Raw genomic sequence first — 26340 nt, 5'->3', positions numbered from 1 at the left:
AGAAATAAGACCTATGCGAACTCACTATTGCGGCGAACTCCGCGCATCAAATATTGGAGAAACTGTCACCTTGTACGGATGGGTAGACCGTCGCCGCGATCATGGGGGCGTGATATTCTTAGATTTGCGCGATCGCACTGGCATTGTCCAAATTGCTAGCAATCCGCAACGTACCCCAGATTCCTACGAAACGGCGGATGCACTACGTAACGAGTATGTAGTGGAAATTATCGGCAAAGTCAGCCAACGTCCTGAAGAATCACTAAATAGCCGTATTCCTACGGGTGAAGTAGAAATATATGCTGAAAAAATTACACTTCTCAATCCTGTCCGCAAGCAGTTACCTTTCCAAGTATCGAGTGCAGACAGCGACCCAGTCCGGGAAGATTTGCGTTTAAAGTATAGATATTTAGATTTGCGCCGCGAAAGAATGGCGAACAACTTGCAGTTGCGCCATCAAGTGATTAAAGCCATGCGTCGCTTCCTGGAAGATGCTGAAGGCTTCATCGAAGTCGAAACACCAATCTTAACCCGTTCGACACCTGAAGGTGCCCGCGATTATATTTTGCCTAGTCGCGTCAATGAGGGTGAATGGTTCGCACTGCCACAATCCCCACAACTATTTAAACAAATATTAATGGTATCGGGATGCGATCGCTATTATCAAATCGCCCGTTGTTTCCGCGATGAGGATTTGCGTGCCGACAGACAACCGGAATTTACCCAACTCGACATGGAAATGAGTTTCATGTCCCAGGAAGAAATTATTGAACTTAACGAAAAGTTAATTTGTCATATCTTCAAAACCGTTAAAGGAATTGAGTTACACCATCCCTTCCCCCGTCTCACCTATGCAGACGCAATGGAAAAGTATGGTAGCGATAAACCGGATACCCGCTACGGCTTAGAACTTGTTAATGTTTCTGATATCCTCAAGGATAGTGGATTTAAAGTCTTTGCAGATGCCATCAAAAACGGTGGCATTGTCAAAATTCTCCCGATTCCTCATGGGAATGATGCCATTTCCAATGTCCGCATTAAACCTGGTGGCGACATCTTCAAAGAAGCAACGGAAGCTGGAGCAAAAGGTCTAGCATATATTCGCGTCCGTGACAACGGTGAGATTGATACAATTGGTGCTATCAAAGATAACCTCAGCGAAGCCCAAAAGCAGGAAATTCTTACCCGCACAGGCGCAAAACCCGGACATTTACTACTGTTTGCGGCGGCTGATACAGTCACTGTAAATAAAACCTTAGATAGATTGCGTCAATTTGTTGCTAGAGAATTTAATTTAATTCCCGCCGATAAAATCAATTTGTTGTGGGTAGTTGATTTCCCCATGTTCGAGTGGAATGCTGGGGAAAAGCGTTTAGAAGCATTACATCACCCTTTTACAGCTCCTCATCCCGATGACATCAATGACTTAAAAACAGCCCGTGCCCAAGCATATGACATCGTCTTCAATGGGTTTGAAATTGGTGGTGGTAGTCGTCGGATATATCAACGGGAAATTCAAGAACAGGTATTTGAGGCGATTGGCTTGTCTCCCGAAGAAGCACAAAGTAAATTCGGTTTCCTATTAGAAGCCTTTGAATATGGTACACCTCCCCACGGTGGTATTGCCTTTGGTATCGATCGCCTGGTAATGTTATTGGCAGGTGAAGAATCTATCCGGGATGTTATTGCTTTCCCGAAAACTCAACAAGCACGGTGTTTGTTAACAGATGCGCCTTCGGTGGTGGATGCCAAACAACTCAAAGAATTGCATGTGGCTTCGACATTCAAACCCAAAGCGTAATTAATGGGGGGAAGCAAATGTGGGGACGTAGTATGACTACGTCTCTATAAATTGTTGTGAATATTCTGGGCAGCCCATCATTAATTTTCACATTTGTATATATTGCCTGGGAGCCGCCAAGTTTACCAATAGCTTGATATATTGGTTTGCAAGGAGTTTATCCAGGTATATTAGAGAGCGATCGCCAGTTTTGGTTATAGTTAATAGTGGTTACTTACATTACAGTTATTTGAACTTTTGTAAATCACTTGTCATCAAAAATTTTCCTATTTCCTCATTTGTCGTTTCAACCTCTCCAATTCATCATCAGTTTCCAAACGACGAAATTGTTCTTCTAAATCATCAAAACTACTCGAAGACATTTTCGCGGCGGAACTCCACCAACCAGTGTTTTCTACAGGCTCCTGAGTTTTCGTTTCCTGGGTTTTAGCTTGTTGTTGGTTACGCACTTTCTGGGCTTCTGCCGCTTTTAACTGCACTTCTTGCTTGCGGACTTGAATTTTTTGCAATAAATCTTTAGCTTGCTTAGCACGTTCCTTCACCCCTTGCATATGTCCCCATTGCTGATTGCCTTTACGTAGCAATGAAGCTTCATGCTCCTGTGCTGCTGTGGCTAAATCTAATCGATTTGCAGCTTTTGCCTTTTCGATGCGGATATGCCATTTTTGAATTTCTGTCGCTGTTGCTAGGATATCATCCTGCGATCGCTTTTCTTGTAATTGTAATTCCGTAATCAACTTTAAAGTATCTTGTTCCTGCTCGCGCAACTGTTCTAACAGCGCCTCCAACTCCAAATGTGGATTGTTTCGCAAAAATTCTTCTAAACGATGTTCTAGAAACCGACTCAAGTCATCGAATAATCCCACTGTGAGAACTCCAGAGTTTAATTAATACAATTTATTGTAGTCATTATGCTGTCTTGCGGAAAGTCAAGCATCGCAAGTGAGTCATAGATTAAACTAATTTTTCTGTTCCCACTAACTCATCACGGGATGAAAATAGAAAGCAAATCCTAATACCGCATAGGCAGCTAACAACAAAGTTCCTTCCAACCAATTTGATCTACCATCTGAACTAATTGTATTCGCAATCAAGACTGACACCGCAACTGCCACTAATTCAAACGGTTTAAAATCTAAATCCATCGGTTGTCCAAGTGCTTTGCCTGCTAAAACCAAAACTGGGGCAACGAAAAGGGCAATTTGCATACTGGAACCAACTGCAACCGATAGCGATAAATCCATCTTATCCTTCATCGCCACACTGACTGCTGTCGCATGTTCTGCGGCATTACCAACAATGGGAACCAAGATAACACCAGTAAACAAAGCGGTTAAACCTAGTTTTGAGGTGGCAACTTCCAAGGAATCTACCAAGAGTTCCGACTCTACGGCAACTAACAAAGTACAAACAAGTAAAACACCACTCCATAACCAAATATTCGGTTGATGATTGGGAGTTTCTAAAGCTTCAGTTTCCGCTACACCCACTTCATACAGGTAAGAGTGGGTTTTCATGGAAAATAACAAAGTTAATATGTACACCAAAATCAAGATTACAGCTACAGCAACCGAAAAGTTTTCTACTACTTCCTGACTAATCCCTTGCGAAGTGTAATTCATTGCCGTTGGTAACAACATGGCAATTACTGCCAAATTCATCGAAGCTGCATTCACTCTGGCGACAATCGGTTGGAACGTTTGTTCTTTGTAGCGGAGTCCACCGAGTAACATTGCTAAACCCATTACCAGTAATAAGTTACCAATAATTGAACCTGTAATACTGGCTTTGACGACATCAACCAATCCAGCTTTTAAGGCGACAAGGGCAATAATCATTTCCGTCGCATTACCGAAGGTAGCATTTAGTAAACCACCAAGTAAAGGTCCAACCACAACGGCGATTTCTTCTGTGGCGACACCCATCCAAGCCGCTAAGGGGAGAATTGCCAAGCCCGCAGTCACAAAGACGACAAGTTCTCCCCACTCGAGGAAGTGTGCGGCTAGGGAAACCGGGATAAATAACAATAAAACTAGAAATACTATATTTTTAACGGACATTGTTCACCTTAATTTAGAAGCAATGGGTATTTGAGAAAACACGGAGACGCTGGGACACAGAGGTACGGAGACGAAGAAAAATAGAATTTTCCTATCTCTCCAGTCTGCGATGCTATATTCCCATCTAGCATAATCCTTGGAGTATGGATATATGGCTCCGAATTTTTACTGTTTTCTCTGGGATTCTAGTTTTGTAAACTCAAGTTATGTTTTAATTCACATTTATAACTTTCGTTAAACTTTTGTCGTAAAAATTAAAGTCAAGTCTGAGATAGTATCCTATTAATGAGGTTTAATGTATTAAAACACTATTAAAATTTAATTGTTTCTCAAGCTCAATTCCTGGAGATGAAGGTGATTGCAAATGCAATTTAATCAAAGCCTTTATCAACAAGTAATTGCCATTTCGCCAGCAAAAAGGTTTAAACCCCCATCTCATCCACTTTCTAGTTTGGTATCGGAGTTTCAGTTTCCGTCACAAAAATTAATTGTGTGGGGAGAACTTCCCCTCAAATGGGAATTGCGAACTGTTTTAAATAACATCTTCATCAAAATCAAGTCTTCGATACCCTAGGTAAAGGTGATTATTTACTACAATCTAGAAACAAGGTAATGACTCGCAAATTTGGAACTATTATTGCAAAATGAGTAGTAATGGTTGAGAACTTTCACCTTTAATGATTGTGGGCGTTGGCGTTAATCACTCCCTAAGGGGATATCACAACTGTAGAGAATTTTATATTTTGAATGTCTTTGACACAATTGCAAGTTTATCTAAATCATTTGGAATAATACTACATGACTTCTGCTGCTGAACGACCAGTCAATTCTGGTTCTAATCTGATGCCGCAAGCAAATATTGCGGTGAATAATAACCCTTTGCAGACTGCTGCGGGTGTATATGTGACGGTTCATGGGCACTTTTATCAACCACCCAGGGAAAATCCTTATTTGGACGCGATTGAGCGACAACCGAGTGCTTCACCGTTTCACGATTGGAATGAACGCATCCATCATGAGTGTTATCGTCCCAATGCTTTTGCCAGAGTATTTAACGATAAAGGCGAAATATTGGGGATCGTCAATAATTATGAGTATATGAGCTTCAATATCGGTCCCACCTTGATGTCTTGGTTGGAAAGGCACGATATGGAAGTATATCAACGGATTTTGGAGGCTGATAGAAAATCCCAAGCGCGCCTGAACGGACATGGAAATGCGATCGCACAGGTATATAACCACATCATTATGCCTTTGGCGAACGATCGCGATAAATATACGCAGATACGTTGGGGGAAAGCAGACTTCAAATCCCGATTTGGACGTGATCCCGAAGGGATGTGGTTGGCGGAAGCGGCTGTAGATTATGCCACTTTAGAGGCTTTGGTGGCGGAAGGGATTCGTTTTATTGTTTTGGCTCCATCGCAAGCACAGCGCTGTCGTCTACTGCCGACAGAAAATGATCCCCATCCCGAATGGCACGAAGTTGGCGGGGGACAAATTGATCCCACCCGTCCCTATCGCTGCTATTTACAAAACAATCATGGGGAGGCGGAAGATATTGCCTCTTCAGAAAGACCCTACATCGACATCTTTTTCTACGATGGTCCGATTTCAAGAGATATGGGTTTTAGCGACGTGGTTTATAGTTCCAGCCATTTCGCTGGACGAGTAGGTGCCGCCATAAGAGGCGATCGCCGTCAAGCCCAATTAATTTCTGTTGCCACCGATGGGGAAACCTTTGGACACCACAAAGGAGGAACGGAAAAAACCCTGGCTTATGCTTTTATTGGCGAATTTGCGAAACATGGCTGGACTGTGACTAATTTCGCCCACTATCTCAGCTTAAATACCCCCACTTGGGAAGTTGAATTAAAACCTGTTACAGCTTGGAGTTGTGCCCACGGTGTCGATCGCTGGCAAGATGATTGTGGTTGTGGTGGCGCTCCCGGTTGGCATCTCAAATGGCGGCGACCTTTACGGGATGCATTAAACTGGTTGCGGGATGAATTAATTAAGGTTTATGAAGAACATGGGCGCAAATTATTTATTGATCCCTGGCAAGCAAGGGATGAGTATATTGAAGTAATTCGCGATCGCCAAAGCTTTAGTCCTGCTGCTTCCCATGATTCCGCAAGTATCAATCGTTTTCTTGCTCGCCATCAAACCCACAAGTTAACTGAGGCGGAAAGAATTGATGCCCTGCGACTTTTAGAAATGCAGCGCCATTCTTTGTTAATGTTTACCAGTTGTGGTTGGTTCTTTGAGGAACTTTCCCGTCCGGAAGGTACGCAAATTCTCCGTTATGCGGCTCGTGCGTTAGAACTGGCAGGTGATGTATCTGGCTTGCAACTGGAAAGGGCATTTATTAAGCGTCTTGCTGCTGCCCCCTGTAATATTGAGCAATTCCGCGATGGTGCGGACGTTTACCACCAACTAGTGACAACGGCGCAAGTCAATTTCAAACAGGTTGCTGCCCAGTATGCGATTACTTCCCTATTTAACCGCCATCAAGCTCCGGCGCACCAGCAATCCAGTAGCAATGAGAAGCGTGTATATTGCTACATTGCTACAGAGTACGATTACCAGATACAACGTATGGGAGCTAGCTCTCTAGCGGTTGGGCATGTAAACTTGGTTTCAGAAATTACTTTAGAAAGCGAAGATTTAGTTTTTGCGGTGTTGCATCTTGGTGGTTGGGATTTTCATTGCTGCATCCAACCGTTTCAGGGTAGACGTGTCTATAGCCATTTAAAAGAGCAGCTATTTGCAGCTTTACAGCAGGCAAGCGCAGCGAATACGATTCTGGCAATGGTGCAAATATTTGGTGAAGAAGCATTTAGTTTGCAAAGTCTCTTTGCTGAGGAAAGACACCGAATTATGCGGTTGTTGAGTCAGGAAACCCTATTACGGCTCGACCAGCTTTATACTCAGACATATCGGGATAATTACGGAGTAATTATGGCATTTCACCGCGATGATTTGCCAGTGCCGCAAGAGCTACAAGTCGCTGCGGATATTGCTTTGGGACATCGTTGTATGTCGCTGTTACGGAAATTGGAGCAAGATATTGCCGAACCCACACAAATAATTAATGATTTAGTGGAGTTGAAAGCCGCAGCCACGGAAGCCGAGCATTTGCGTTGTCGGTTGAATATACCGGAAGGTAAAGCAATATTAGAACAGATAGTATTGCGATCGCTTTGGCAATTGTTGCACGATGCTAGTAGTAGTTTTGCCGATGATATGCAGCGCTTTGAAAATTTGGTGGATATTGCCCATCAGCTAAATATCGGTATTTCTTTGGAGCGATCGCAGGAGTTGTATTTCCATTGCTTGTACAATTATATTATTCCTGGATGTAATGATGCTGTGGCAAATAATGAAGATACTATGCAGTGTCAGCAGTTACTCAAGCTGGGACAGAAGTTAGGAATTTGTGTTAGCCCTTGGTTAGATAATTTGTAGTTGTCGCGGTGAGAAAAGTTGACAACTGGGGAAATGTGATGCTGTTCAATCCTCCCTGGTTGTTTAACTGGCTAAAACATCAAGATTTCACCATGAGATTCTACAGGTGTTGGTTCAATTTCCCAAACTAAACCTTCACCCTGACTCAATGCCACTTCAATATATAAATGTTCAACCGATGACATCGCCATATCTTCATTATTTTCAAAAGCTTGTAAATCTTCCGTCAATAAACGCAACTTAAATCCAGCCGGAATTAATCCACCCGATACAGCATTCCGCAATTCAATTCGCCAAATATAAGCTGAACTATTCGCTTTCGGTAGTACCCGCAACTCATATTTACCACCATCTATTGTCAATTCACGCACTAGTGCTGTGGTTGTTTCTGCTAATTCCGAACTCCTGGCTCCCAAGGAAATGGGCTGAATTTCTATTTTTCCCCAGCCAATACTTGCAGCTAAATCTGATACACCACGCTGCATCCAATCCAATACAGAAAATTGCGTGGGCATTCCCTGACGCAGTTGATATAGCTGTTGACGATAGTTGCTATTTTCCAGCAATGCGCCCCAAATTCCAAACGGTATCGCCAGACGTGGGGTAAATATTTCGGGATTGCCCAATCTTTGCAGAAGATTTTCGGCTTGTGTTGCAGGTAATGCCGTTAACAGGGGAATTTCGGCACGAATAACTTCATCGGGGCAAAGTTGACGCGCCATCCACAAGACATTGATATCGAATACCTCTTCTTGACTGATAGAATAAGTGCGATCGCTAGCATCATAATTTGCCTTGGCTTTAAGTTGGGCATGGGTTGTATATCCCCAAATTCGTAACCAACCTGCTTCTGGTTCAACTTGAACAGCGATATAGTATTCTGCTGCCCAGGTGGGAATATCTACCCATTCTTGGGGGACGCGCATTTCGCTAATATCAATTGCTTCACTGGGAATAATCACTAAACGTCCGGCTTCACAATCAATACCAGTACCATTCGTAATTTCCCAGAAGCTTGGTAAGGAGGCATTATTGGGAAAGACATTGGCTTCTGGTACGTATTCTTCCCGCAACCAAGGTAAGAGGATATTCAAACTTAATTGGTTGAGATAGGCATTCCAACGACTATTTACTGTCGAAAATCTTACAGTTTGTTGCCAAGCCCTGGTGATATCATCTGGTGCGATTTCTAACAGCATTTGAGATGTGTCAGTAAAGGTTGAGGATGTGTCAAAAGTCATAATTACTACTCCTGGGCTGAGAGAGGACGGCTGTAAAAACTTTTTAACCACTCCTCGATGACGGTATTTATATAATTCAGTACCGTCGAGTTGAGGGAAATATGCAGCGTGTCTCGGCTCCAGTTAGCTAGCTTGAGTAGTAAGGCTTCTCGTACTTTGGTTAACCGTCGAGAAATCGTATATTGCTTGATTTCTAGTTGTTTGGCGATTTGTTGTTGTGTCAATCCTTGGGCATAGTAAAGTTGGAGGATTTGTCTTGCTTCTGAGTCGATTTCCTTTAATCCTGCTTCTAAGATATTACCCATGTTGTTTAACTGCGCTTGTCTATCGCTTTCTTCTTCTTGGGCAATAAATTCTGATAATAGGGATTCTTGTTTCAACTCCGGTAACTTATCTGGTAGATTGTCAATAAATTCTGTCGAACCTTCATCCCCCCTCGGCGTATTTAATGAAGTAAAACTCGGATATAGGTAAGCACGGCTAGCTTTGGCACAAGCAACCAGGCATTTTTCCATTGTTTCTTTTGTAGATTCTGCACCGGGATTGGGTAAGTTATGCCGTTGAGAATTATACATTTGAGCAATTGCTGCCCAAGTTTCGGGTTCGGGTTTGGGGAGTTTGCGGGTTCCCGTTGGTTGTTGGGGTATGTACCGTGCTTGAAAGCATTTCCATGCCAAGACGTAACTCGCAATTTCTGCTTCTCGCAAACCAGCATTTTCCAATGATTCGACTAATCGCTTCTGTGTGAGCTTTCGCAACAGCCGCCAATTTGTACAAATATCAATTTCCCCTTGCTGCCGTAAAATTTCTTTAAGTTCGCTGCTAAAAATGGCGCTGGCATAGCTACTGAGACTAAATCCAACTTCCGGTTTAAACCCTTTTAATACCTTATCAACTTGGGCGATCGCCATTTGAAAGTAATCTGATAAACTATATTGGGTTGTGGAAATACTGGTGAGGGTTTTCTGGGCTGCCCAATAACAAGATTCCTGCAAATACGCCGATAAATGTGCTTTTGCTAAACTTTCTGGTTCAGTATTCCACAATTTGTACCAATAAACTACCCAAAATTTTTGTGAAGGTTCGATTTGGGCGAGGCTATTTTGGTAATTTCTCATATTTCGGCGTAGTCTCGCATCCGTAGCCCAACCACTGACTCTGTCGGACTCAAATTGCAGGAAACTCGAAAATAATTCTGTAATTTCTTGGCGCGATCGCATAATTTAATTACCCGGCAAGTGCATACTAAAGAAAATTACATTACATTTATAATGCAAAATGCAAATAATGAGAATTAGACTAATTCTCAGATGTTTTTCAAAAGTTTCCTATTTGATACATACAACTTTAGAGGATAAAAATAACGCGATTGTCAGAAAATAGTAGGATTACAGGGGGTAAAAATCTATTTTGCGAAACTTGCATAATTCTGCGAATCAACCCAGACTGTTTAATTAGGGGTTAATAATTGCGATCGCTTTTTACTGACAATTGACTCATCTGTTTTATGTATGGAATTTAACATATATTTTGCATGTGCCAGTAAAAAAATACAGATGATAAATACATAATCCTTTCTCTGTAAGCCTTTAATATTTAATAAATGATAGTTCGACTGTTTAAATTGTATTATATTACACAAAAAAATGACTGACGTTCAATCTTGGTGTTGTCACTAACTCTTCTTGGTTGTCAGAAGGTTGTTTGTCTTGTGTCACCTGTATTGTGAGAATATTGAACACCTTATATAAGTTAAGTGCGATTTAACAATGATGCAAAAATTGCCGATAAAATTACTTGCTTTTACAAATGCGATCGCATTTATTTCTTTTTCTATTCTACCTTTGCAAGCGACACCTATTCCGCAAACAAATTTAACTCCTGCTTCCACTCCCAATCAGACAAAGCTGAAGCTTTATGGAGGAGTAAAAACACGAACTCCAATGGTGCAGTGGTATTTGGAAGAATTAGGTATTGCTTATGATTACATATCGTTGAATATCAGTGCTGGAGAAAATCTGAAACCTGAATATTTAGCGATTAACCCAATGGGTAAAGTTCCAGCAATTTTAGATGGAAATTTGAAGTTATGGGAATCTGGGGCAATTTTGTTATATTTAGCCGAAAAATATCAAAAAAAACCGACTTTATTAGATGAGTCTGCTCAAGTGACACAATGGGTATTTTTTGCGAATGCCACTTTATCTCCCACTTTATTTACCGAGGAGAAACGTAAAACTGAAATGCCACGTTTGTTAACAGCACTTAATCAAATCTTAGAAAATAAATCATTCTTAGTCGGAAACAACCTTAGTGCCGCAGATATTGCCGTTGCTTCATATTTATATTATGCCAAAATACTTGTGCCTGTAGATTATAGTCAATATTCAGCAATTAATTCCTATTTGAACAAAATGGCAGTGAGAGCAGCTTTTAAAAATACTCTTGGTAAGCGTTAGGAACTTGGAATAAATGATTTGTATATAGAATATATAAGCCCTATGAGTATTTAAGTGGAATTGGCTTAATTATGAAAATATTAAAATTATTTATAGGATTAGGTAATAAACATGTCTCCTCTAGGTGTTGGTAACAGCCATTCACAAAACACACTCCAAACAGGAGAAGCCAAGCTCTGGGTTTTGCTAGTGGGAGTCAACCAATATCAAGATACGGGATTACCTTCATTACGATATCCAGCAGTTGACTGTAAAGGTTTAGGAGAAGCATTAACAATAGCGACACAGAGATTTCCCCAAAAAGAAGTCATAATTCATCATGACTTCGCCCCAGTCAAGCCCATAGTCACAACAGTACGTCAAAGCTTACAACATATAGTTTCGCAAACGCGATCGCAAGACACAATTCTGCTATATTTTTCAGGACATGGTATTCTCGAACCGAATACTCAGCAAGCTGTACTCTGTATGACAGACACCCAAAAAAATGACTTGCTGAATACAGGTATTCCCATGCAAGAACTATTACAAATATTAGGAAATAGTTCCGCGCACCAGCAATTAGTTTGTCTTGACACATGTCATAGTGGGGACATGGTGTTGATTGGTGGCGAAAATCCCCTATCTCGCGATGGCGAAAATTCCTGCTTTGAAACCACATCGCAAATGTTACAAGTATTACGCCAGCGTGCAGCACAAAGTAAAGGCTTCTGTGCTTTATTATCATGCGATCGAGGACAAAAATCTTGGGAATTTCCAGAATTGGGACATGGAGTATTTACCTACTACCTCATGCGGGGGCTTTTAGGAGAAGCCGCAGATGCAGAAGGAATCATTGAAGCCGACGGATTATATAAATTTGTCTATCGCCAAACCCTACAATATATAGATAAACTCAACCAGCAACTACGCTTAATTAACGAGCAAAAGCGCCTGCGGGGTGATAGTCACATGCAACCAGAATATCCCCTACAAACTCCCAAACGCATTGTCGAAGGAGTAGGAGAATTAATTATTGGATTTAAAGCCAATGTCAAAGCATTTCGTCAACCCCGTCACGCTTTATTAGTTGATGGTTTATCGCCTCGCAGTCAAATAATCTCTGATTTGAGCAGAGTTTTACGTGGTGCTGGGGGATTTGATTTAGAATCTCTCCCCCACAAAAATCAAAAATTATCGTCGATTCGCAGTGCTATGCACAAATGTTTGCAGACGACAGCCAATCAACAGGAAATTCCCACCACATTACTGTATTTGCGGGGAGAAATTGCCGAAATCGAAGATGGTGAAGCATGGTTAATTTTTGCTGATGGCACACGTTTGAGTCGTTCCCAATTACGACAAGAATTACGTCGGGCGACTACAGCACAGCAAATAGTTATTTTAGATTGTCCCGGTGCCACTACCTTAGAAAATTGGCTCGAAGATTTGCAAATGGGAAGTGAACAATCACAATGCATTATGGCATCGGCATCAACTCCCCAGCAACCAGATGCCTTTTCGCAAGCAATTTTAGCCACACTCACCATCTCCAACCCGCAACAAGGTTTACCCTTAGCTGCTTGGATTAATCAATTGCGATCGCATTTACAACCACAGAAGGTTTATACTCATGTTTGGCTCTCTGGTACGCGAGGTGTGATTGATATTTTGCCGGGTTGTATTAGTTCTATTTTTGCGCCGGAAATCACAGGAATCAAGCCTGTGAATGAACAGACAACGGAGAAAAAAATATCACTTGCAGACTTAGAATTACAAAAATTAGAATTATCGCCTCAGTATCATTTTAGCACATTTGAATCATTAGATGAAATCGCCCTTGAATCGCTTTTTACTATTGGTTCCACCCAACATTTACAACTCGAAAAAATATTAACTAAATTCATCGGCACAACTGCCCCAATTCTGATTAGAAAAACCCTAAATCAAACTACAAATCCTCGCCAAAAACTAGAAGAACTAGTATCTCACCTATTACCAAAACAACAAATCGAATTTACAACACAAATCTACCAGATTCTACCAACACTGATTCTCCAACCCCAAGCCAAAGACTCACCAGAAGAGAGAATATCCCCACCCAAACTATTAGCAGAAAACTTTCTGCAAAAATGCGATCGCGAATTAATTAACCTTATTGGACCAATTGGCAATTTTATTGTCAAGGAAGTATATAAAAAGTATCCTTGCATATCTCCAGCCGAATTTCTCCAAAAATTAGCCAAGGAAATACCGAATCAACAAATAGCGGCGGAATTTCTGCAACAATTCGCAAAAGAACTATAAGAAAAACAAGAAAAAGTCATTTGATTGCTGCTGACATTAAAATTATCTGGTTTGTATAATTAAGTTGCAAGAATCACATTTGGACAGAAAAATGAAAGCTCTACCTTTTGCTGTCTTGGGAATAGTCACAGCCTTGATTAGCTTAGTCAACCCCGTACAAGCACAATCCTCTAGAACCTCAAATACAACAGAGGATGCAACTTCTCTATCTGGAGACTCATTGACAGGAATTGACATTCGGACATCTGAAGATGACTTCTCAAAATTTTTTGGAGTCAGTAACTCCGAAAACACAGCCCCAAATAATGGTGCAACATTAGTTCAGTATAATGAAACCATCACACTTCCAGATAGTCCAGTTTACTTGCAACCTGCCCAACAATCAGTTAATGGTAATGAAGGGGTACAAGTACAACTAGATTTACGTAATGTTGATAGACCAAGTGAAAAACCTGCAAATAAGTAAATTCATCAACAACAATTATTTATATATATCCCCGACTGATGCAAAAAGTTGGGGATATTGCTATTCACCAATGAATTCCACTAAATTAAATATAGCCAGTTTTCGGTTGATGATTATTTGTGATTAAAAATAATTTGCTCGGTGGAATTTTGAGTGCTGGCAGTTGCAGTTCCCAAAAAATTACCACTACGGGTTAAAGCAGCACCGATTAACAGTAAGAAAATTGCCAATACACTGTATAAAACCGGTTTATGTATCGCTTGTGCTTCTTTCTCTGGAGAAATTTCCTGGTGACAAAAAGTCGCTTCATCTTTGATTAACGAAGTCCATTCGGCTCCACTATGCCACCAAAAACCTGATAAATTGAGGTCGTAGAAACGTTGTAAGTCTCTGTCATCAATTGGATGATTTTTTTCTCTAGACATAAGTATTTCCTAATTTGATGTAATGTTTACCTACTAACTCCTTCAGAAGTGCGATCACCCCATTATCCCGCACCTAAGTTATTTATAGAGGGTAAACTAATCCACTTATGCAAAGTATTTATTTGTTTACAAAATTTGAGTTAAATTATGTTCACCTCATCTCTAACAATTAAAAATTATCTGTCTCCCGGTGCTTCTAAGTCTCCGCGTCACTCTTGATGCCGCATCTTCGCCCCATCTCTAAGATTTATTTAACTCACCTATTGGATATTTAATATTTATTTACAATCTACTCATGCCAGAATATAACCAGAGGAAAATGTAAGAAATACTCATACATACAGGAGGCGAGCTATGGTAGCACTCACCGAAAAACCACAGAAACGGCTCACCATACAAGTTAAGGATATTGCTACCGATACAACGGCAGTGCGATCGCTTGATTGGGATAGGGACAGATTCGATATTGAGTTTGGCTTGCAAAATGGTACAACCTATAACTCGTTTATTATTAAGGGTGAGAAGACAGCCTTAGTTGATACCTCCCATGAGAAGTTTCGCCAGCTTTATCTTGATACTCTGCAAGGTTTGGTTGAAATTACAAAAGTCGATTATTTAATCATTAGCCACACGGAACCAGACCATAGTGGCTTGGTCAAAGATATTCTCCAACTCAACCCGGAAATTACGGTAGTTGGCTCGAAAGTGGCAATTCAATTTTTAGAAAATCTCACTCATACTCCCTTCAAACGTTTAATTGTCAAAAACGCCGATAAACTAGACTTGGGTAACGGGCATGAACTTGAATTTGTCATTGCTCCAAATTTACACTGGCCCGATACAATTTTCACATTCGACCACAAAACAGAAACCCTTTATACTTGCGATGCTTTCGGTTTGCATTACTGCTCGGATGCCACATTTGATGAAGATTTAGAAGCAATTTCACCCGATTACAAATATTACTACGAGTGCTTGATGGCTCCCAACTCGCGATCGGTACTATCGGCTCTCAAACGCATGGGGGAACTCAAAAAAATCACTACTATTGCCACCGGACATGGTCCACTTTTACACCACAACGTTGAAGAATTAGTGGGACGTTACCGGACTTGGAGCCAAACCCAAGCCAAAGCCGAAACAGCGATTGGGATATTCTACGTTTCCGAATATGGAGCCAGCGACAAACTTGCCCAAGCATTAGCCAACGGCATCACAAAAACAGGTGTAGCTGTGGAAATGGTTGATTTGGGTAGCGCACCCGATTTACAGGAGTTGCGGGAACTTGTCGGTCGAGTTGCCGGGATTATTGTGGGGATGCCTCCCGCCTCTGAAAATGCCAATATCCAAGCTGCTTTGGGTACAATCTTGGGTTCTGCAAATCCAAAACAGGCGATCGGTATTTTTGAAACCGGTGGTGGCAACGATGAACCCACCTATCCTTTACTAAATAAATTCCGAGCTTTAGGTTTACATGTCGCCTTCCCAGTCATTGAAATTCGCGAAGCCCCCACAGAAAATAAATACAAATTGTGCGAAGAAGCGGGAACTGACTTAGCGCAGTGGGTGACGAGGGATAAAAGCATTAAAGCCATGAAATCCCTAGGTGCAGAATTAGATAAGGCACTGGGAAGAATTAGTGGTGGTTTATACATTATTACCGCGAAACGGGGTGATATCCAAAGCGCTATGTTAGCTTCGTGGGTTGCCCAGGCAAGCTTCAAACCATTGGGTTTCAGCGTCGCAGTTGCCAAAGACCGGGCGATCGAATCGTTAATGCAAGTAGGTGATAAATTTGTCCTCAACATTTTGGAAGAGGGTAATTATCAAGGTTTAATGAAACACTTCCTGAAGCGATTTGCTCCTGGTGCAGATCGTTTTCAAGGAGTACGCACCCAAGCCGCCGAAAATGGTGCGCCAATCCTTACCGATGCGCTGGCATATATGGAATGCGAAGTCGCCAGTAGACTCGATGCTGGCGATCATTGGATAGTTTACTGCACCGTCTATGCTGGTAAAGTTTCTAAACCCGAAGGAATCACAGCAGTCCACCATCGCAAAGTTGGTAATCACTATTAAGTTGTAAGTTGAAGCCAAGAAGGGAATAGCAAGTAGATATTCGGGAGTGGGCAGAGGTCGATAAATATGCGAAGTCAAGGAAGAACAAGAAATTTTCCCCATTCCCATCCCCTATTCCCCATTCTCCAATTACCCATTCCCAATTCCCCAAGTTCCTATGAATAAGCCACGTGACGTACAAATTCATCCAGTTGCCACCGATACTCGTGTATTCCGTTCTCGTAGTTGGGCGCGTTTACGATTTGAAATCGAGTATGCATTAGCGAAGGGAACCACTGCCAATTGTTACTTAATTGAAGGCGATAAAATAGCTTTAATTGACCCTCCGGGTGAGACTTTTACCGAGATTTTTCTCCAAGCCTTACAGGAGCGAATTGATGTTAAAAAAATCGATTATGTCATTCTTGGTCATGTTAACCCCAACCGTGCGGCAACATTAAAGGCACTGCAAGAAATCGCACCACAAATTACATTTGTATGTTCCAATCCAGGGGCAATAAATTTACGTGGGGCTTTGGAAAATCCCGATTTACCAATATTAGTCAAACGGGGTGAAGAAACACTCGATTTAGGTAAAGGACACCACCTGGAATTTATCCCCACATCCAATCCTCGCTACCCCGACCAACTTTGCACCTACGACCCAGAAACAGAAATTTTATACACAGACAAATTATTTGGGGCACATATTTGTGGAGACCAGGTATTTGATGAAGGCTGGCAGTCATTTTTAGAAGACCGAAGATATTACTTCGAGTGCGTCATGGCTCCCCATGCCCGTCAAATAGAGACTTCCCTAGAAAAAATATCTGACTTACCAGTGCGGATGTATGCGCCAAATCATGGACCTTTGGTGCGCTACGGCTTAATTGATTTAACCAAAGCTTATCGGGAATGGTTGCAGCAACAAACTTCCCAGGAAAATACCGTAGCCTTAATTTATGCCTCAGCTTACGGGAATACCGCAGCCGTTGCCCAAGCGATCGCTCACGGGATTACTAAAGCTGGTGTACGGGTAGAATCAATCAACTGCGAATTTGCCGAACCTGCGGAAATTCAAGAGGCGATCGAAAAATCTGCGGGTTTTATCATGGGTTCCCCAACTTTAGGCGGACATGCCCCTACCCAAGTGCAAACAGCGTTAGGTATTGTCCTTGCTAATGCGGCTAAAACTCAGCTTGCGGGGGTATTCGGTTCCTTTGGTTGGAGTGGAGAGGCGATCGATTTACTTGAGAGTAAGCTTAAAGATGGGGGATACCGTTTTGGTTTTGATACCATTCGAGTCAAATTCAAACCCGACGACAAGGTATTGCAAGAATGTGAAGAAGCCGGAACTGACTTTGCTCAAGCGATAAAAAGAGTCAACAGAGTCCGTACAGTGAGCGCACCAGCCAGCAGTCTAGAACAAGCTGTGGGACGTATTCTTGGCTCCCTATCTGTGATTACAGCAAAGCAAGGGGATGTGTCGAGTGCGATGTTGGCATCATGGATATCACAGGCAAGTTTTAATCCTCCTGGTTTAACGATTTCGGTAGCTAAGGATAGAGCATTAGAACCCTTAATGCATTCGGGAAGTCCATTTGCTGTCAATATTTTGGCAGAGGGGAAAGAATTGCGGAAATACTTCATGAAAGCCTACAGTCCCGGACAGGATAGGTTTGCAGGCATTGAAACCCAGGAAGCAGCGAATGGTGCGCCGATATTAAGTGGTGCTTTAGCTTACTTGGAATGTACTGTGAAAGACCGGATGGAAGTAGGTGATCATTGGTTAGTTTACGCGACGGTTGATGATGGTAAAGTCTTGAATCAGGATGGTGTGACTGCGGTGCATTATCGCAAGTCGGGGAATCATTATTAGTAGATTTTAGATTGTGGATTCATTGTCTGCAATCTAATTTTTTATACCTGCTTTCTTAAATGGCTATGAAGAGATGAATACAAATACATCATTAATATTTTGAGTGGTTAAAAAATATTTAAACCCACGCGATCGCACTTTCGTCAAGAAAATTATTTAATATCAAGTCCGGTAATTCAGTTTTATCGTTAGTATTTAGACGGATATAACATAATTGCTACTCAACTCGGAAAGAGGAAACCAACACAGGCTGATTGACTTGGCTAATCGGCGCAGGTTTCATTTCACCACGAAAGTCCAGGAATTGTACAATAATTAGATATACAATTGCTAGAATAATTGAAATTGCACCAGTAACTACGGCTACTATCTTCGAGCGGTTCATTGATATATCCTAATGAGCTAACTTAATCAATCAAATGTATTCAATTCTAATATAACTTTTGTTTAATATCAATTTTAAATTCTAGATTACAAATACTTTTCCTAGATAATTACTTAGTAAGATTTGTTAAAAATTAAACTAAGTATTTGAATTGATGCATAAAAATATTCAAAACTGAGCGAAAGTTCTTTTTAGTAATTAAAATTAGGCAAATAATTCGCTCTGTATGTCGAAAACCGATGATTGCTCGAATCAAATGATAAAAGCGTCTTGTACTATTACCTTCAAAATCAGGAAATCGAGTTAAAGCGGCATCAACTAATTTTAAATAAAGAGAATAATCAATAAAAAGAGCAGTTCTAGCTAAATCAAAATAACAGGCAGCTATTGCCCGACGATAATTATTGGAAAGTCGTTTTAATTTTAGTAATTTTGATTCTGCCTTTTCTAAAATTAAGCAATGAGAAGCTATCCAGCGTGGTTTGGAAGATGTGGAAACAGTGACATCTCCATATCTTCGGTAAATAGAATAACAACCCGATTGATATTTCACTTTAGCTCCATTAATGACAACAGAAATCAAGAAATCTCTATCTTGTGCAGCAGGCAAGTTTTCATCCCAGCCATCACTATTTTCAACTGCTTGACGTTTGTAGAGTAGTGCGGCAACAGCTACCCACCATGTTGCTAAAAGTGATTCTAAAATATCGGTTTGTGTGCCGGAAACTTGAATATCGTCAAATTCGATAGTTTCATTGTCGCGATGAAATTGATAACGCCAATCTCCGTAGACAACATCTGCATCTGTGGATTCTAAAAATTTGACTTGACGCTCTATTTTCCCCGGCAAAATATAATCATCTGCATCTAAAAATTGAATATATTCTCCTCGTGACATTTCTATCCCCAGATTACGAGCATGATTTCCTCCACTATGGGGAATACTACACCATTTGATTTTCTTGGTATACTTATCACTGTAATTTTTGATAATTTCCAAGGAGTTATCTGTGGAATCATCATCAATAAGAATAATTTCAATATGAGGGTATGTTTGTTGCAAACAACTATCGATGGCTGCCGATAACCATCTGCTAGCATTGAAACAGGGGATAATAATAGATACTAATTTGGAAATATACATTTAACTTTGATTTGTAAATATATAAATATTACTATCTTCAAACCATCATTATCATGATTTTTATGACTCCTGATTAATCACTTTCCATGTCCGAGGTTGGTAAAATAAAGATTGGCTGATAACTTTATCTGACTTCACAACAAATCGGAAAGATTGCACGATATCTAAAGATTGTACACCTTGTTTGATGTATATTTTGGCATTATACAATCCCGGCAGTAAACAACAGTATGGCATTTGCATTTGAATCTCGACTTTTCCAGGAAATATTTGTAGAGACTCATCATCGCTAGCTGAGGTAATATAGAGAATGCGATCGCTTTCTCCAGATAAGGCATTGATTAAGATGCCAATATTCGCGTTATCTAGCTTTTGATTGACTTTACAGGTGATTGACAAGCTTGCGGGTTGACTGCAAAATAAAGCTGGAATGATCTCGTTGCGATCGTTTTTAAGACATAAGGAAGTAATATCAATTCCCATGCTTGCGGATTCTGCTTTGGCAGGTAAATGGATAATAGGTGAAGATGTATCCACGTTAACCATACATAAATCTTCTTCATACTTCCGAATCACATCAACAGTATTTCCGTAAGTAATTAATTCACCTTTTGCTAAATAAATTGAAGATTCACAGACATTAAGAATCACATGTGGGTTATGAGCAACTAAGATAAAAGCTGTACCTTCTTCTCGTAATTGTGCTAATTTTTTATAGCACTTCATTCTAAATTTAATATCGCCAACAGCCAATACTTCATCTATTAGCAATACATCGGGTTTGATATGAACTGCACAAGCAAAACCTAAACGTGCAGCCATACCAGAACTGTAGGTTTGTACAGGTGCATCAATCGCGTCTTCTATTTCGGCAAAATCAATGACATTTTCTATTTTTTCATTTATCTCTCTGGTTGATAAACCAAGTATTGACATATTTGCATAAATATTTTCCCGTCCTGATAAAATTGGGTTAAAACCTGCACCTAATGCAATCAATGGAGCAATTCTGCCACGAACTTTTATCGAACCAGTATCGGGTTTAATTAAGCCACTAATTAGACGTAATAAAGTGCTTTTACCGGCTCCATTTTCCCCAATTAAACCGATTGCTTCACCTGGCTTTAATTGAAAATTAATATTATGTAATGCCCAAAATTCTTGATGTCGTAATCTTTCGCTATTGCGTTTCTTGGCGATTAATTCTGTAGCAATATCTTGAATTCCATAAAACAAAGAAAGTTTGAGGTTGCGACAAAATTTCTTCGAGATATTTTCAACTGCAATTAATGTATTTTTACTAGTTGTTTTTATCAGGTTATCTTCAGCAATAAGTGGAAACATAATGATTATTTATTATTAATTTTTAGTCTTGATTTTGATACCTTTATGAACTAATACGTTCAATTACAAAAGGCATTGCTAGACGAAAAAATATCCACGTTATAATTAAACCCAAAAAAGTTAAACCACTAACCAACCAAAATTCTGTCAGTTGCGATAGTTGCGTGCTGGTTGTAAGCTCTCTGGCTGTGACTAATAAAGGTGTAACTGGATTTAGTTTGACTAAATTACTAAATAATCCACTTTTGGGAACTGGATAAACCACTGGAGTCATAAATAACCAAAATCCTGTAATTAAACTTAATCCTCTAGATACATCTAGATATAAAAGTCCTAATGGTGCTAATAAAATACCTAAAAATAAGCCTAGAAAAATTAGATGTATAATTGCGATTGGTGCTAGTATAACTGTCCAGTTGACTGATATTTGAAAACAAATAAATAATCCAATAATTAAAATTACTTTGATGCCAAAATTAAAAATAATCTCTCCTAATTTTGCTAGTACCAAGGCTTCACGGGGAAAGTTAACTTTAGCTAGTAATGCTTTTGCTTGTGTTAAGGCTTGCAAAGGTGCATTTAAGGATTCGACAAAAGTTTGCCAAAGTACGGTACTAAACATCACGTAAGCAGGATAAGGTAAATCAGTTTTACCAACTTGAATCACACTAGCTTGATTGGCAAGAGTAAATCCTAACGCCATAATTATTGGTGGTAAAAAAGCCCAGCTTACTCCTAATAAAGATTGCCGATATTGTGAATTGATATCTCGTACCATTAATCTCCACGCAAGTTCACGAGAAGCTAATAAATCTTCCCACATTTGCCGAAATAATTTAATTGGATGCTTGAGGCTACTTTCGGGTGTATATATTTTCTCGATGGGAGGTTTCATATAATTTCAATTCTGGGAAGTTGATTTTCAAGTTGCTGCATAATTTTCGATTATTTTTGCATAGATTCGGAAATATGTTTATTTATCCTATAGCGATTAGTTAAGTAACTATTGAGTTTTTTATCGAGAATACGTAATACTTTACTTGCTAATCGTGTTCCTAATTTACCAAAGGGCATCTTCCGAGTTATCGGGTTAATTATTGTTAGATTCCGTCGCCATCCTAAACGCTGATAGCGATTTTGAAAATATTCATCTTCGGTTAAATTCCATTTATCACGCAAGTGTTGTAAACTCGATTTTTCCCAAGCATCACTCCAACGCAACATATAATAAGGTATGTCTGTTATTGCTAAATTTTCTGTTGGTACATAGGTGACAATAGATTTTGGTTCCAGGTAAATTGAGCCACCAACTTGATTCACAAGTATACAGAAGTCAACATGTTCTTTTGTATTGAGTAATTTTTCGTCTAAATAGCCAATCTGATTAAAAATATTACTGCGTACCATGACACAATGATATTCGGCAAGGTGAGTTTTTTGACGTTGAATTGTTGGAGATATTTCTGCTAATTTTTTTCCTTGTTTGTAGATTTTTTCAAATATTCTGCGTCTAGTGATTTCGGCTTGATTCGTACCTGATTTGATTTCTTCGACAATTCCCGATTCTCCTCCGGCACAATGTATTTCTTCATGTAGAGGTGTGCCTTGACAAATTAAAGGGCTAATTACTGTTGCTTGTGTTTCTTCTGCACATTCGATTAATGCTTGTAACCATCCAGAGGTGACTACGACATCATTATCGATAAACACAATATATTGATTATTATTTTGTTGGTAGCTTGGATTATTATGGGCTTGTTTTAAACCTAAGTTACGGGCGTAATTTGGAGAAAGATAATAATCTGTACGAATTAATTTAAATTGTTTTTCCCTGGCTTGCGTTTCTAAATACTTTTGAATGTGTTTTGGTGAACCTCCATCAATGTAGATTAATTCAAAAGGATATTTTGTATATTCGTAAATGCTTTCTAGTGATTGACGGGTGTAGCTAAAGCGTTCGCGTGGAACTACAATTATTGTGACTTTTGGTATTGTAGACATAGGAATTTTTGATTACAACTCAATTTAATTGATTAAATTACCCGAAACTTGTTGATATATATTCACTAATTCCTGATTGAGTTTATGCATATTATAATGTTTTTCGACATAGCTACGTCCTGCTTTTCCCATAGACAAACAAATTTCTGGATTCTCAATTAAATAGATAATTTTATCTGCGATCGCATCTACATCTCGTTCTGGTACTAAAAAGCCGGAAACGCCATCTTCTACTAGTTCTGGTATGCCTCCATGGTGAGTACCAATTACTGCTAAACCCATTGACATTGCCTCTTTTAATGTATTTACAGGTGCATCTTGATTGCCATCTTTTGATGTGACGCTAGGGGCAATAAATATATGAGAGTTATCTAAAATATCAATGATTTCTTGTTGGTTTTTCCAACCTAAAAGCTGGACTTTATCACCTACTGCAAATTCATGAATTAATTTTTGTAAATGTTCTTCTAAATAACCTTTACCAATAATTTTATATTCAACATTTTGATAAATATTTAGCACTTTAATAACTGCAAGTAAACTGTATTCTATACCTTTTTTTTCGATTAAACGACCTGTTGTGACAATCTGAATTTTTGAATTATTTGCTTGATTATGTGATTTAACAATGGAATTAAAATATCGCTTTTTGAATTTAAATTTATCACAATCAATTCCCGACCCATGGACAATAATTTTGCTGTCTTTACAACCAATTTTAATGGCGCGATCGCGAAAAAAATTACAGTTAGTTAGAAATAAATCACCTTTTCTAAATAATTCTTTGTAAACATCATCTCCATATTCTTGAACATACCAACTAATATCGTATCCACGGAATGTTGTGATTAATTTCCCTTGGATTGCACCCAGTTCACGGAATATCATGCCTTCGATACCATACATGCCAAATTGACAGTGAATGATGTCATATGGCTGGGAATCTAAAAAAGCTAAAATGGAGTAAAATAATCGTAGTGAAATTGCTGATTTCCCATACTTAAAAAAATTTAGCGATCGCACGACTGCTAAGGGTGCTTTGTTTATATTTTTTACTATTAGCCAAATCGCCTGTAATACTCGCAAAAAATACTTTTCTGGCACCTTTTGAAGATAATAAGTGTGAGCCAATAAGTCATATTTAATCACATCTGGATGTACTTTCTCAGTATCATCTCGATAACTGGCATAAATATCAACATCATGCCCACACTCAATTAAACCAATCGCTTGATTGAGAATAAATGTTTCTGTTAAAGCTGGAAATTTTTCAACAATAAAGGCAATTTTCATATCATCCAAGTCAAACTTTTATGAACGATATTCTTGAGCATTCAGGCTATTGATAAACTAAACGTGAAGACTAATAAAAACAGTTTCTGAAATTTCAGCATTTAGCATTATCCTACTTGTGAAATGAGAAACGGGATTTTCCCCTACTCAATTAAGCTGAATAATCAATTCATATATGCTCTCTATCTAGGACAACTCAATAAATATTGATCAAAAGAGAATATTTATTCTCAGTATATACTTACAATTTCTTTATATTACCTTAAGATAAACTAAAAATTTTGACAATAATTGCCAATTTTCTATCAGTTTATTTACTAATTCCTCGGATATCTCCCCGCATCCCCTACCAGTCTAAACTTAAGTATCATGCTCAGAGGTACTCGTGCAGACAGCTAGAAATTACTCACCAGGGCAAATAGCCCAATTTGTCGGTTTCAATGATTCTGCATTTTTCTACAAAGGTATTGGTTATGTCACTTACAGAAGATATTCTTTCGCAACTACCTGGAGAGATTTTACCTGGCTTGCGGCGTGCGGATGCGCTTTTAGCCAGTTTGCGTGGAGAAAATATTCCCATACCTGAGGTTGTGCAGGAAAACTCCCAGCTTCTGGGTGATGTGGAATGGGATGTGGTGGTTTGCGGTGGTACTTTAGGTATTTTGATTGCTGCTGCTCTTGCTTATCGGGGAGTGCGGGTAGCTTTACTTGAAAGGGGAATTTTACGGGGGAGAGAGCAGGAATGGAATATTTCCCGTCACGAGTTGCGAGTATTTGTCGAATTGGGATTACTAAATGAAGCAGAATTAGAAACTGCGATCGCAACTGAGTATAACCCAGCAAGAGTGGCTTTTCACGAAGGAACAGAAATTTGGGTGGAAGATGTACTAAATATTGGGGTAAATCCTGTTTACTTACTGGAAACCCTGAAGCAAAAATTCCTTGCTGCCGGAGGTAAGTTATTTGAAAACACTCCATTTCAGGCAGCAGTGGTGCATCCAGATGGGGTAATCGTCAATAATCAATTCAAAACTAGACTTTTGATAGATGCAATGGGACACTTTTCACCCATCAGCCAACAAGCTAGAAATGGCAAGAAACCCGACGCACTTTGTCTAGTTGTCGGTACTTGCGCTACTGGTTTTCCGGAAAACCGTACTGGAGACTTGTTGTTATCAAATACATCTTTGCAAAATCAATGTCAGTATTTTTGGGAAGCATTTCCTGCCCAAGATGGTAGAACTACATACATGTTTACCTACATGGATGCAAGTCCGCAACGTTTGAATTTAGAAGCACTTTTTGAGGATTATTGGCGCTTAATGCCAGATTATCAAGGTGTGAAATTAAATCAACTGGAGATTAAACGGGCGTTATTCGGTTTTTTCCCCTCTTACCGTCAAAGCCCCTTACAAACACCTTGGCAACGCATTTTAGCAGTGGGAGATAGTAGTGGGAGTCAGTCACCGTTAAGTTTTGGTGGCTTTGGTGCAATGGTGCGACATTTACATAGATTAACTGTTGGCGTTGATGAGGCGCTGCAAGCAGATGAGTTATCAGTAAAAGCTTTATCTTTACTCCAACCCTATCAACCCAATTTAACTGTGACTTGGTTATTTCAAAAAGCGATGAGTGTCAGTGAAAACCAAGAAATTCATCCTCAACAAATCAATCAGTTACTCTCAGCAGTCTTCGTGGAAATGCAGAAACTGGGGGAACCAGTAATCAAGCCATTTTTACAAGATGTGATTCAATTTTCAGGATTAACTCAAACTCTGGTTAAAACAGGTTTATTGCATCCTCTGGAAGTTATAAAAGTAGTGCCGCAGGTAGGTTTATTTGCCTTATCGGATTGGACAATTCATTACAGTAATTTAGGAATTTACTCTGCTTTATCATTATTTAGTCCAGCCTTAGAACCTTGGATAAAAAAGATGTCAGCATCGCCACAATATTACTGGCATCGCTGGGTAGATAGTTGGAAATATGGCTCAGGAGGTGATTATTGATAAAAATAATTTTTTATATAT

20 protein-coding genes are annotated in these 26340 nt (G+C 39.6%); 9 read left to right on the top strand and 11 right to left on the bottom strand.

What is annotated here, in order from left to right; genetic code table 11:
* Positions 1-13 precede the first annotated feature (13 nt).
* Complete coding sequence (gene aspS, locus VB733_RS17080; protein WP_323341262.1) at positions 14-1801, top strand: aspartate--tRNA ligase; 1788 nt, start codon at positions 14-16, stop codon at positions 1799-1801.
* Between the two features lie 266 nt (positions 1802-2067).
* On the opposite strand, the gene VB733_RS17075 is transcribed toward aspS, so the two are convergent.
* Complete coding sequence (locus VB733_RS17075) at positions 2068-2667, bottom strand: TIGR04376 family protein (protein ID WP_323341261.1); 600 nt, start codon at positions 2665-2667, stop codon at positions 2068-2070.
* 111 nt (positions 2668-2778) lie between these two features.
* On the bottom strand, positions 2779-3861 hold the full coding sequence (gene cax / locus VB733_RS17070; protein ID WP_323341260.1) for a calcium/proton exchanger: 1083 nt from the start codon (positions 3859-3861) through the stop codon (positions 2779-2781).
* Positions 3862-4225: 364 nt separating this feature from the next.
* Here cax and VB733_RS17065 point away from each other — a divergent pair, with 364 nt between their 5' ends.
* Together VB733_RS17065 and VB733_RS17060 are read left to right on the top strand one after the other, a co-directional pair.
* Positions 4226-4435, top strand: a complete 210-nt coding sequence (locus tag VB733_RS17065; protein WP_323341259.1) for a hypothetical protein — start codon at positions 4226-4228, stop codon at positions 4433-4435.
* Between the two features lie 224 nt (positions 4436-4659).
* Positions 4660-7329 (top strand): DUF3536 domain-containing protein, encoded by a 2670-nt coding sequence (locus tag VB733_RS17060; protein WP_323341258.1) that lies wholly within the window; start codon positions 4660-4662, stop codon positions 7327-7329.
* A 71-nt stretch (positions 7330-7400) separates the two neighbouring features.
* Here VB733_RS17060 and VB733_RS17055 read toward each other — a convergent pair whose 3' ends face one another.
* Both VB733_RS17055 and VB733_RS17050 read right to left on the bottom strand, forming a co-directional pair.
* Positions 7401-8570 carry a DUF1822 family protein gene (locus tag VB733_RS17055; protein WP_323341257.1) on the bottom strand — a complete coding sequence of 390 codons (1170 nt, stop codon included), beginning with the start codon at positions 8568-8570 and terminating at the stop codon, positions 7401-7403.
* Positions 8571-8575: 5 nt separating this feature from the next.
* On the bottom strand, positions 8576-9790 hold the full coding sequence (locus VB733_RS17050; RefSeq protein WP_323341256.1) for a sigma-70 family RNA polymerase sigma factor: 1215 nt from the start codon (positions 9788-9790) through the stop codon (positions 8576-8578).
* A 549-nt stretch (positions 9791-10339) separates the two neighbouring features.
* Here VB733_RS17050 and VB733_RS17045 point away from each other — a divergent pair.
* The 3 genes from VB733_RS17045 (at position 10340) to VB733_RS17035 (ending at position 13781) form a co-directional block, all read left to right on the top strand.
* On the top strand, positions 10340-11029 hold the full coding sequence (locus VB733_RS17045; protein ID WP_323341255.1) for a glutathione S-transferase family protein: 690 nt from the start codon (positions 10340-10342) through the stop codon (positions 11027-11029).
* A gap of 111 nt (positions 11030-11140) precedes the next feature.
* Positions 11141-13315 carry a caspase domain-containing protein gene (locus VB733_RS17040; protein WP_323341254.1) on the top strand — a complete coding sequence of 725 codons (2175 nt, stop codon included), beginning with the start codon at positions 11141-11143 and terminating at the stop codon, positions 13313-13315.
* Positions 13316-13406: 91 nt separating this feature from the next.
* Entirely contained in the window at positions 13407-13781 is a 375-nt protein-coding gene (locus tag VB733_RS17035; RefSeq protein ID WP_323341253.1) for a hypothetical protein, read from the top strand.
* A 113-nt stretch (positions 13782-13894) separates the two neighbouring features.
* Here VB733_RS17035 and VB733_RS17030 read toward each other — a convergent pair whose 3' ends face one another.
* Complete coding sequence (locus VB733_RS17030) at positions 13895-14206, bottom strand: hypothetical protein (protein ID WP_323341252.1); 312 nt, start codon at positions 14204-14206, stop codon at positions 13895-13897.
* Positions 14207-14560: 354 nt separating this feature from the next.
* Between VB733_RS17030 and VB733_RS17025 the strand changes: the two genes are divergently transcribed.
* Together VB733_RS17025 and VB733_RS17020 are read left to right on the top strand one after the other, a co-directional pair.
* Positions 14561-16285 (top strand): diflavin flavoprotein, encoded by a 1725-nt coding sequence (locus tag VB733_RS17025; RefSeq protein ID WP_323341251.1) that lies wholly within the window; start codon positions 14561-14563, stop codon positions 16283-16285.
* A 157-nt stretch (positions 16286-16442) separates the two neighbouring features.
* Complete coding sequence (locus tag VB733_RS17020) at positions 16443-18143, top strand: diflavin flavoprotein (protein ID WP_323341250.1); 1701 nt, start codon at positions 16443-16445, stop codon at positions 18141-18143.
* 217 nt (positions 18144-18360) lie between these two features.
* Here the strand turns inward: VB733_RS17020 and VB733_RS17015 are convergent, their stop codons facing one another.
* The 6 genes from VB733_RS17015 to VB733_RS16990 all read right to left on the bottom strand — a co-directional run bounded on the left by VB733_RS17015 (position 18361) and on the right by VB733_RS16990 (position 24310).
* Positions 18361-18528 carry a hypothetical protein gene (locus VB733_RS17015; RefSeq protein WP_323341249.1) on the bottom strand — a complete coding sequence of 56 codons (168 nt, stop codon included), beginning with the start codon at positions 18526-18528 and terminating at the stop codon, positions 18361-18363.
* A 133-nt stretch (positions 18529-18661) separates the two neighbouring features.
* A complete protein-coding gene (locus tag VB733_RS17010; RefSeq protein WP_323341248.1) occupies positions 18662-19672 on the bottom strand; it encodes a glycosyltransferase in 1011 nt (336 codons plus the stop codon).
* 60 nt (positions 19673-19732) lie between these two features.
* Positions 19733-21016, bottom strand: a complete 1284-nt coding sequence (locus VB733_RS17005; protein ID WP_323341247.1) for an ABC transporter ATP-binding protein — start codon at positions 21014-21016, stop codon at positions 19733-19735.
* Positions 21017-21059: 43 nt separating this feature from the next.
* The gene (locus VB733_RS17000; RefSeq protein WP_323341246.1) at positions 21060-21911 is read right to left on the bottom strand and encodes an ABC transporter permease; all 852 of its coding nucleotides are present in this window, start codon (positions 21909-21911) and stop codon (positions 21060-21062) included.
* Between the two features lie 50 nt (positions 21912-21961).
* Positions 21962-23017, bottom strand: a complete 1056-nt coding sequence (locus VB733_RS16995; RefSeq protein WP_323341245.1) for a glycosyltransferase family 2 protein — start codon at positions 23015-23017, stop codon at positions 21962-21964.
* A gap of 24 nt (positions 23018-23041) precedes the next feature.
* Positions 23042-24310, bottom strand: a complete 1269-nt coding sequence (locus VB733_RS16990) for a glycosyltransferase (RefSeq protein ID WP_323341244.1) — start codon at positions 24308-24310, stop codon at positions 23042-23044.
* Between the two features lie 473 nt (positions 24311-24783).
* On the opposite strand from VB733_RS16990, the gene VB733_RS16985 reads away from it, so the two are divergent.
* A complete protein-coding gene (locus tag VB733_RS16985; RefSeq protein WP_323341243.1) occupies positions 24784-26319 on the top strand; it encodes an FAD-binding oxidoreductase in 1536 nt (511 codons plus the stop codon).
* Positions 26320-26340: the final 21 nt, after the last annotated feature.

The sequence above is a fragment of the Calothrix sp. UHCC 0171 genome, from assembly GCF_034931845.1.
In the GTDB taxonomy this organism is placed as follows: Bacteria; Cyanobacteriota; Cyanobacteriia; order Cyanobacteriales; family Nostocaceae; genus Brunnivagina.
Note: the sequence above shows the minus strand (reverse complement) of the source record. Positions and strands in the feature narration are given on the sequence as shown.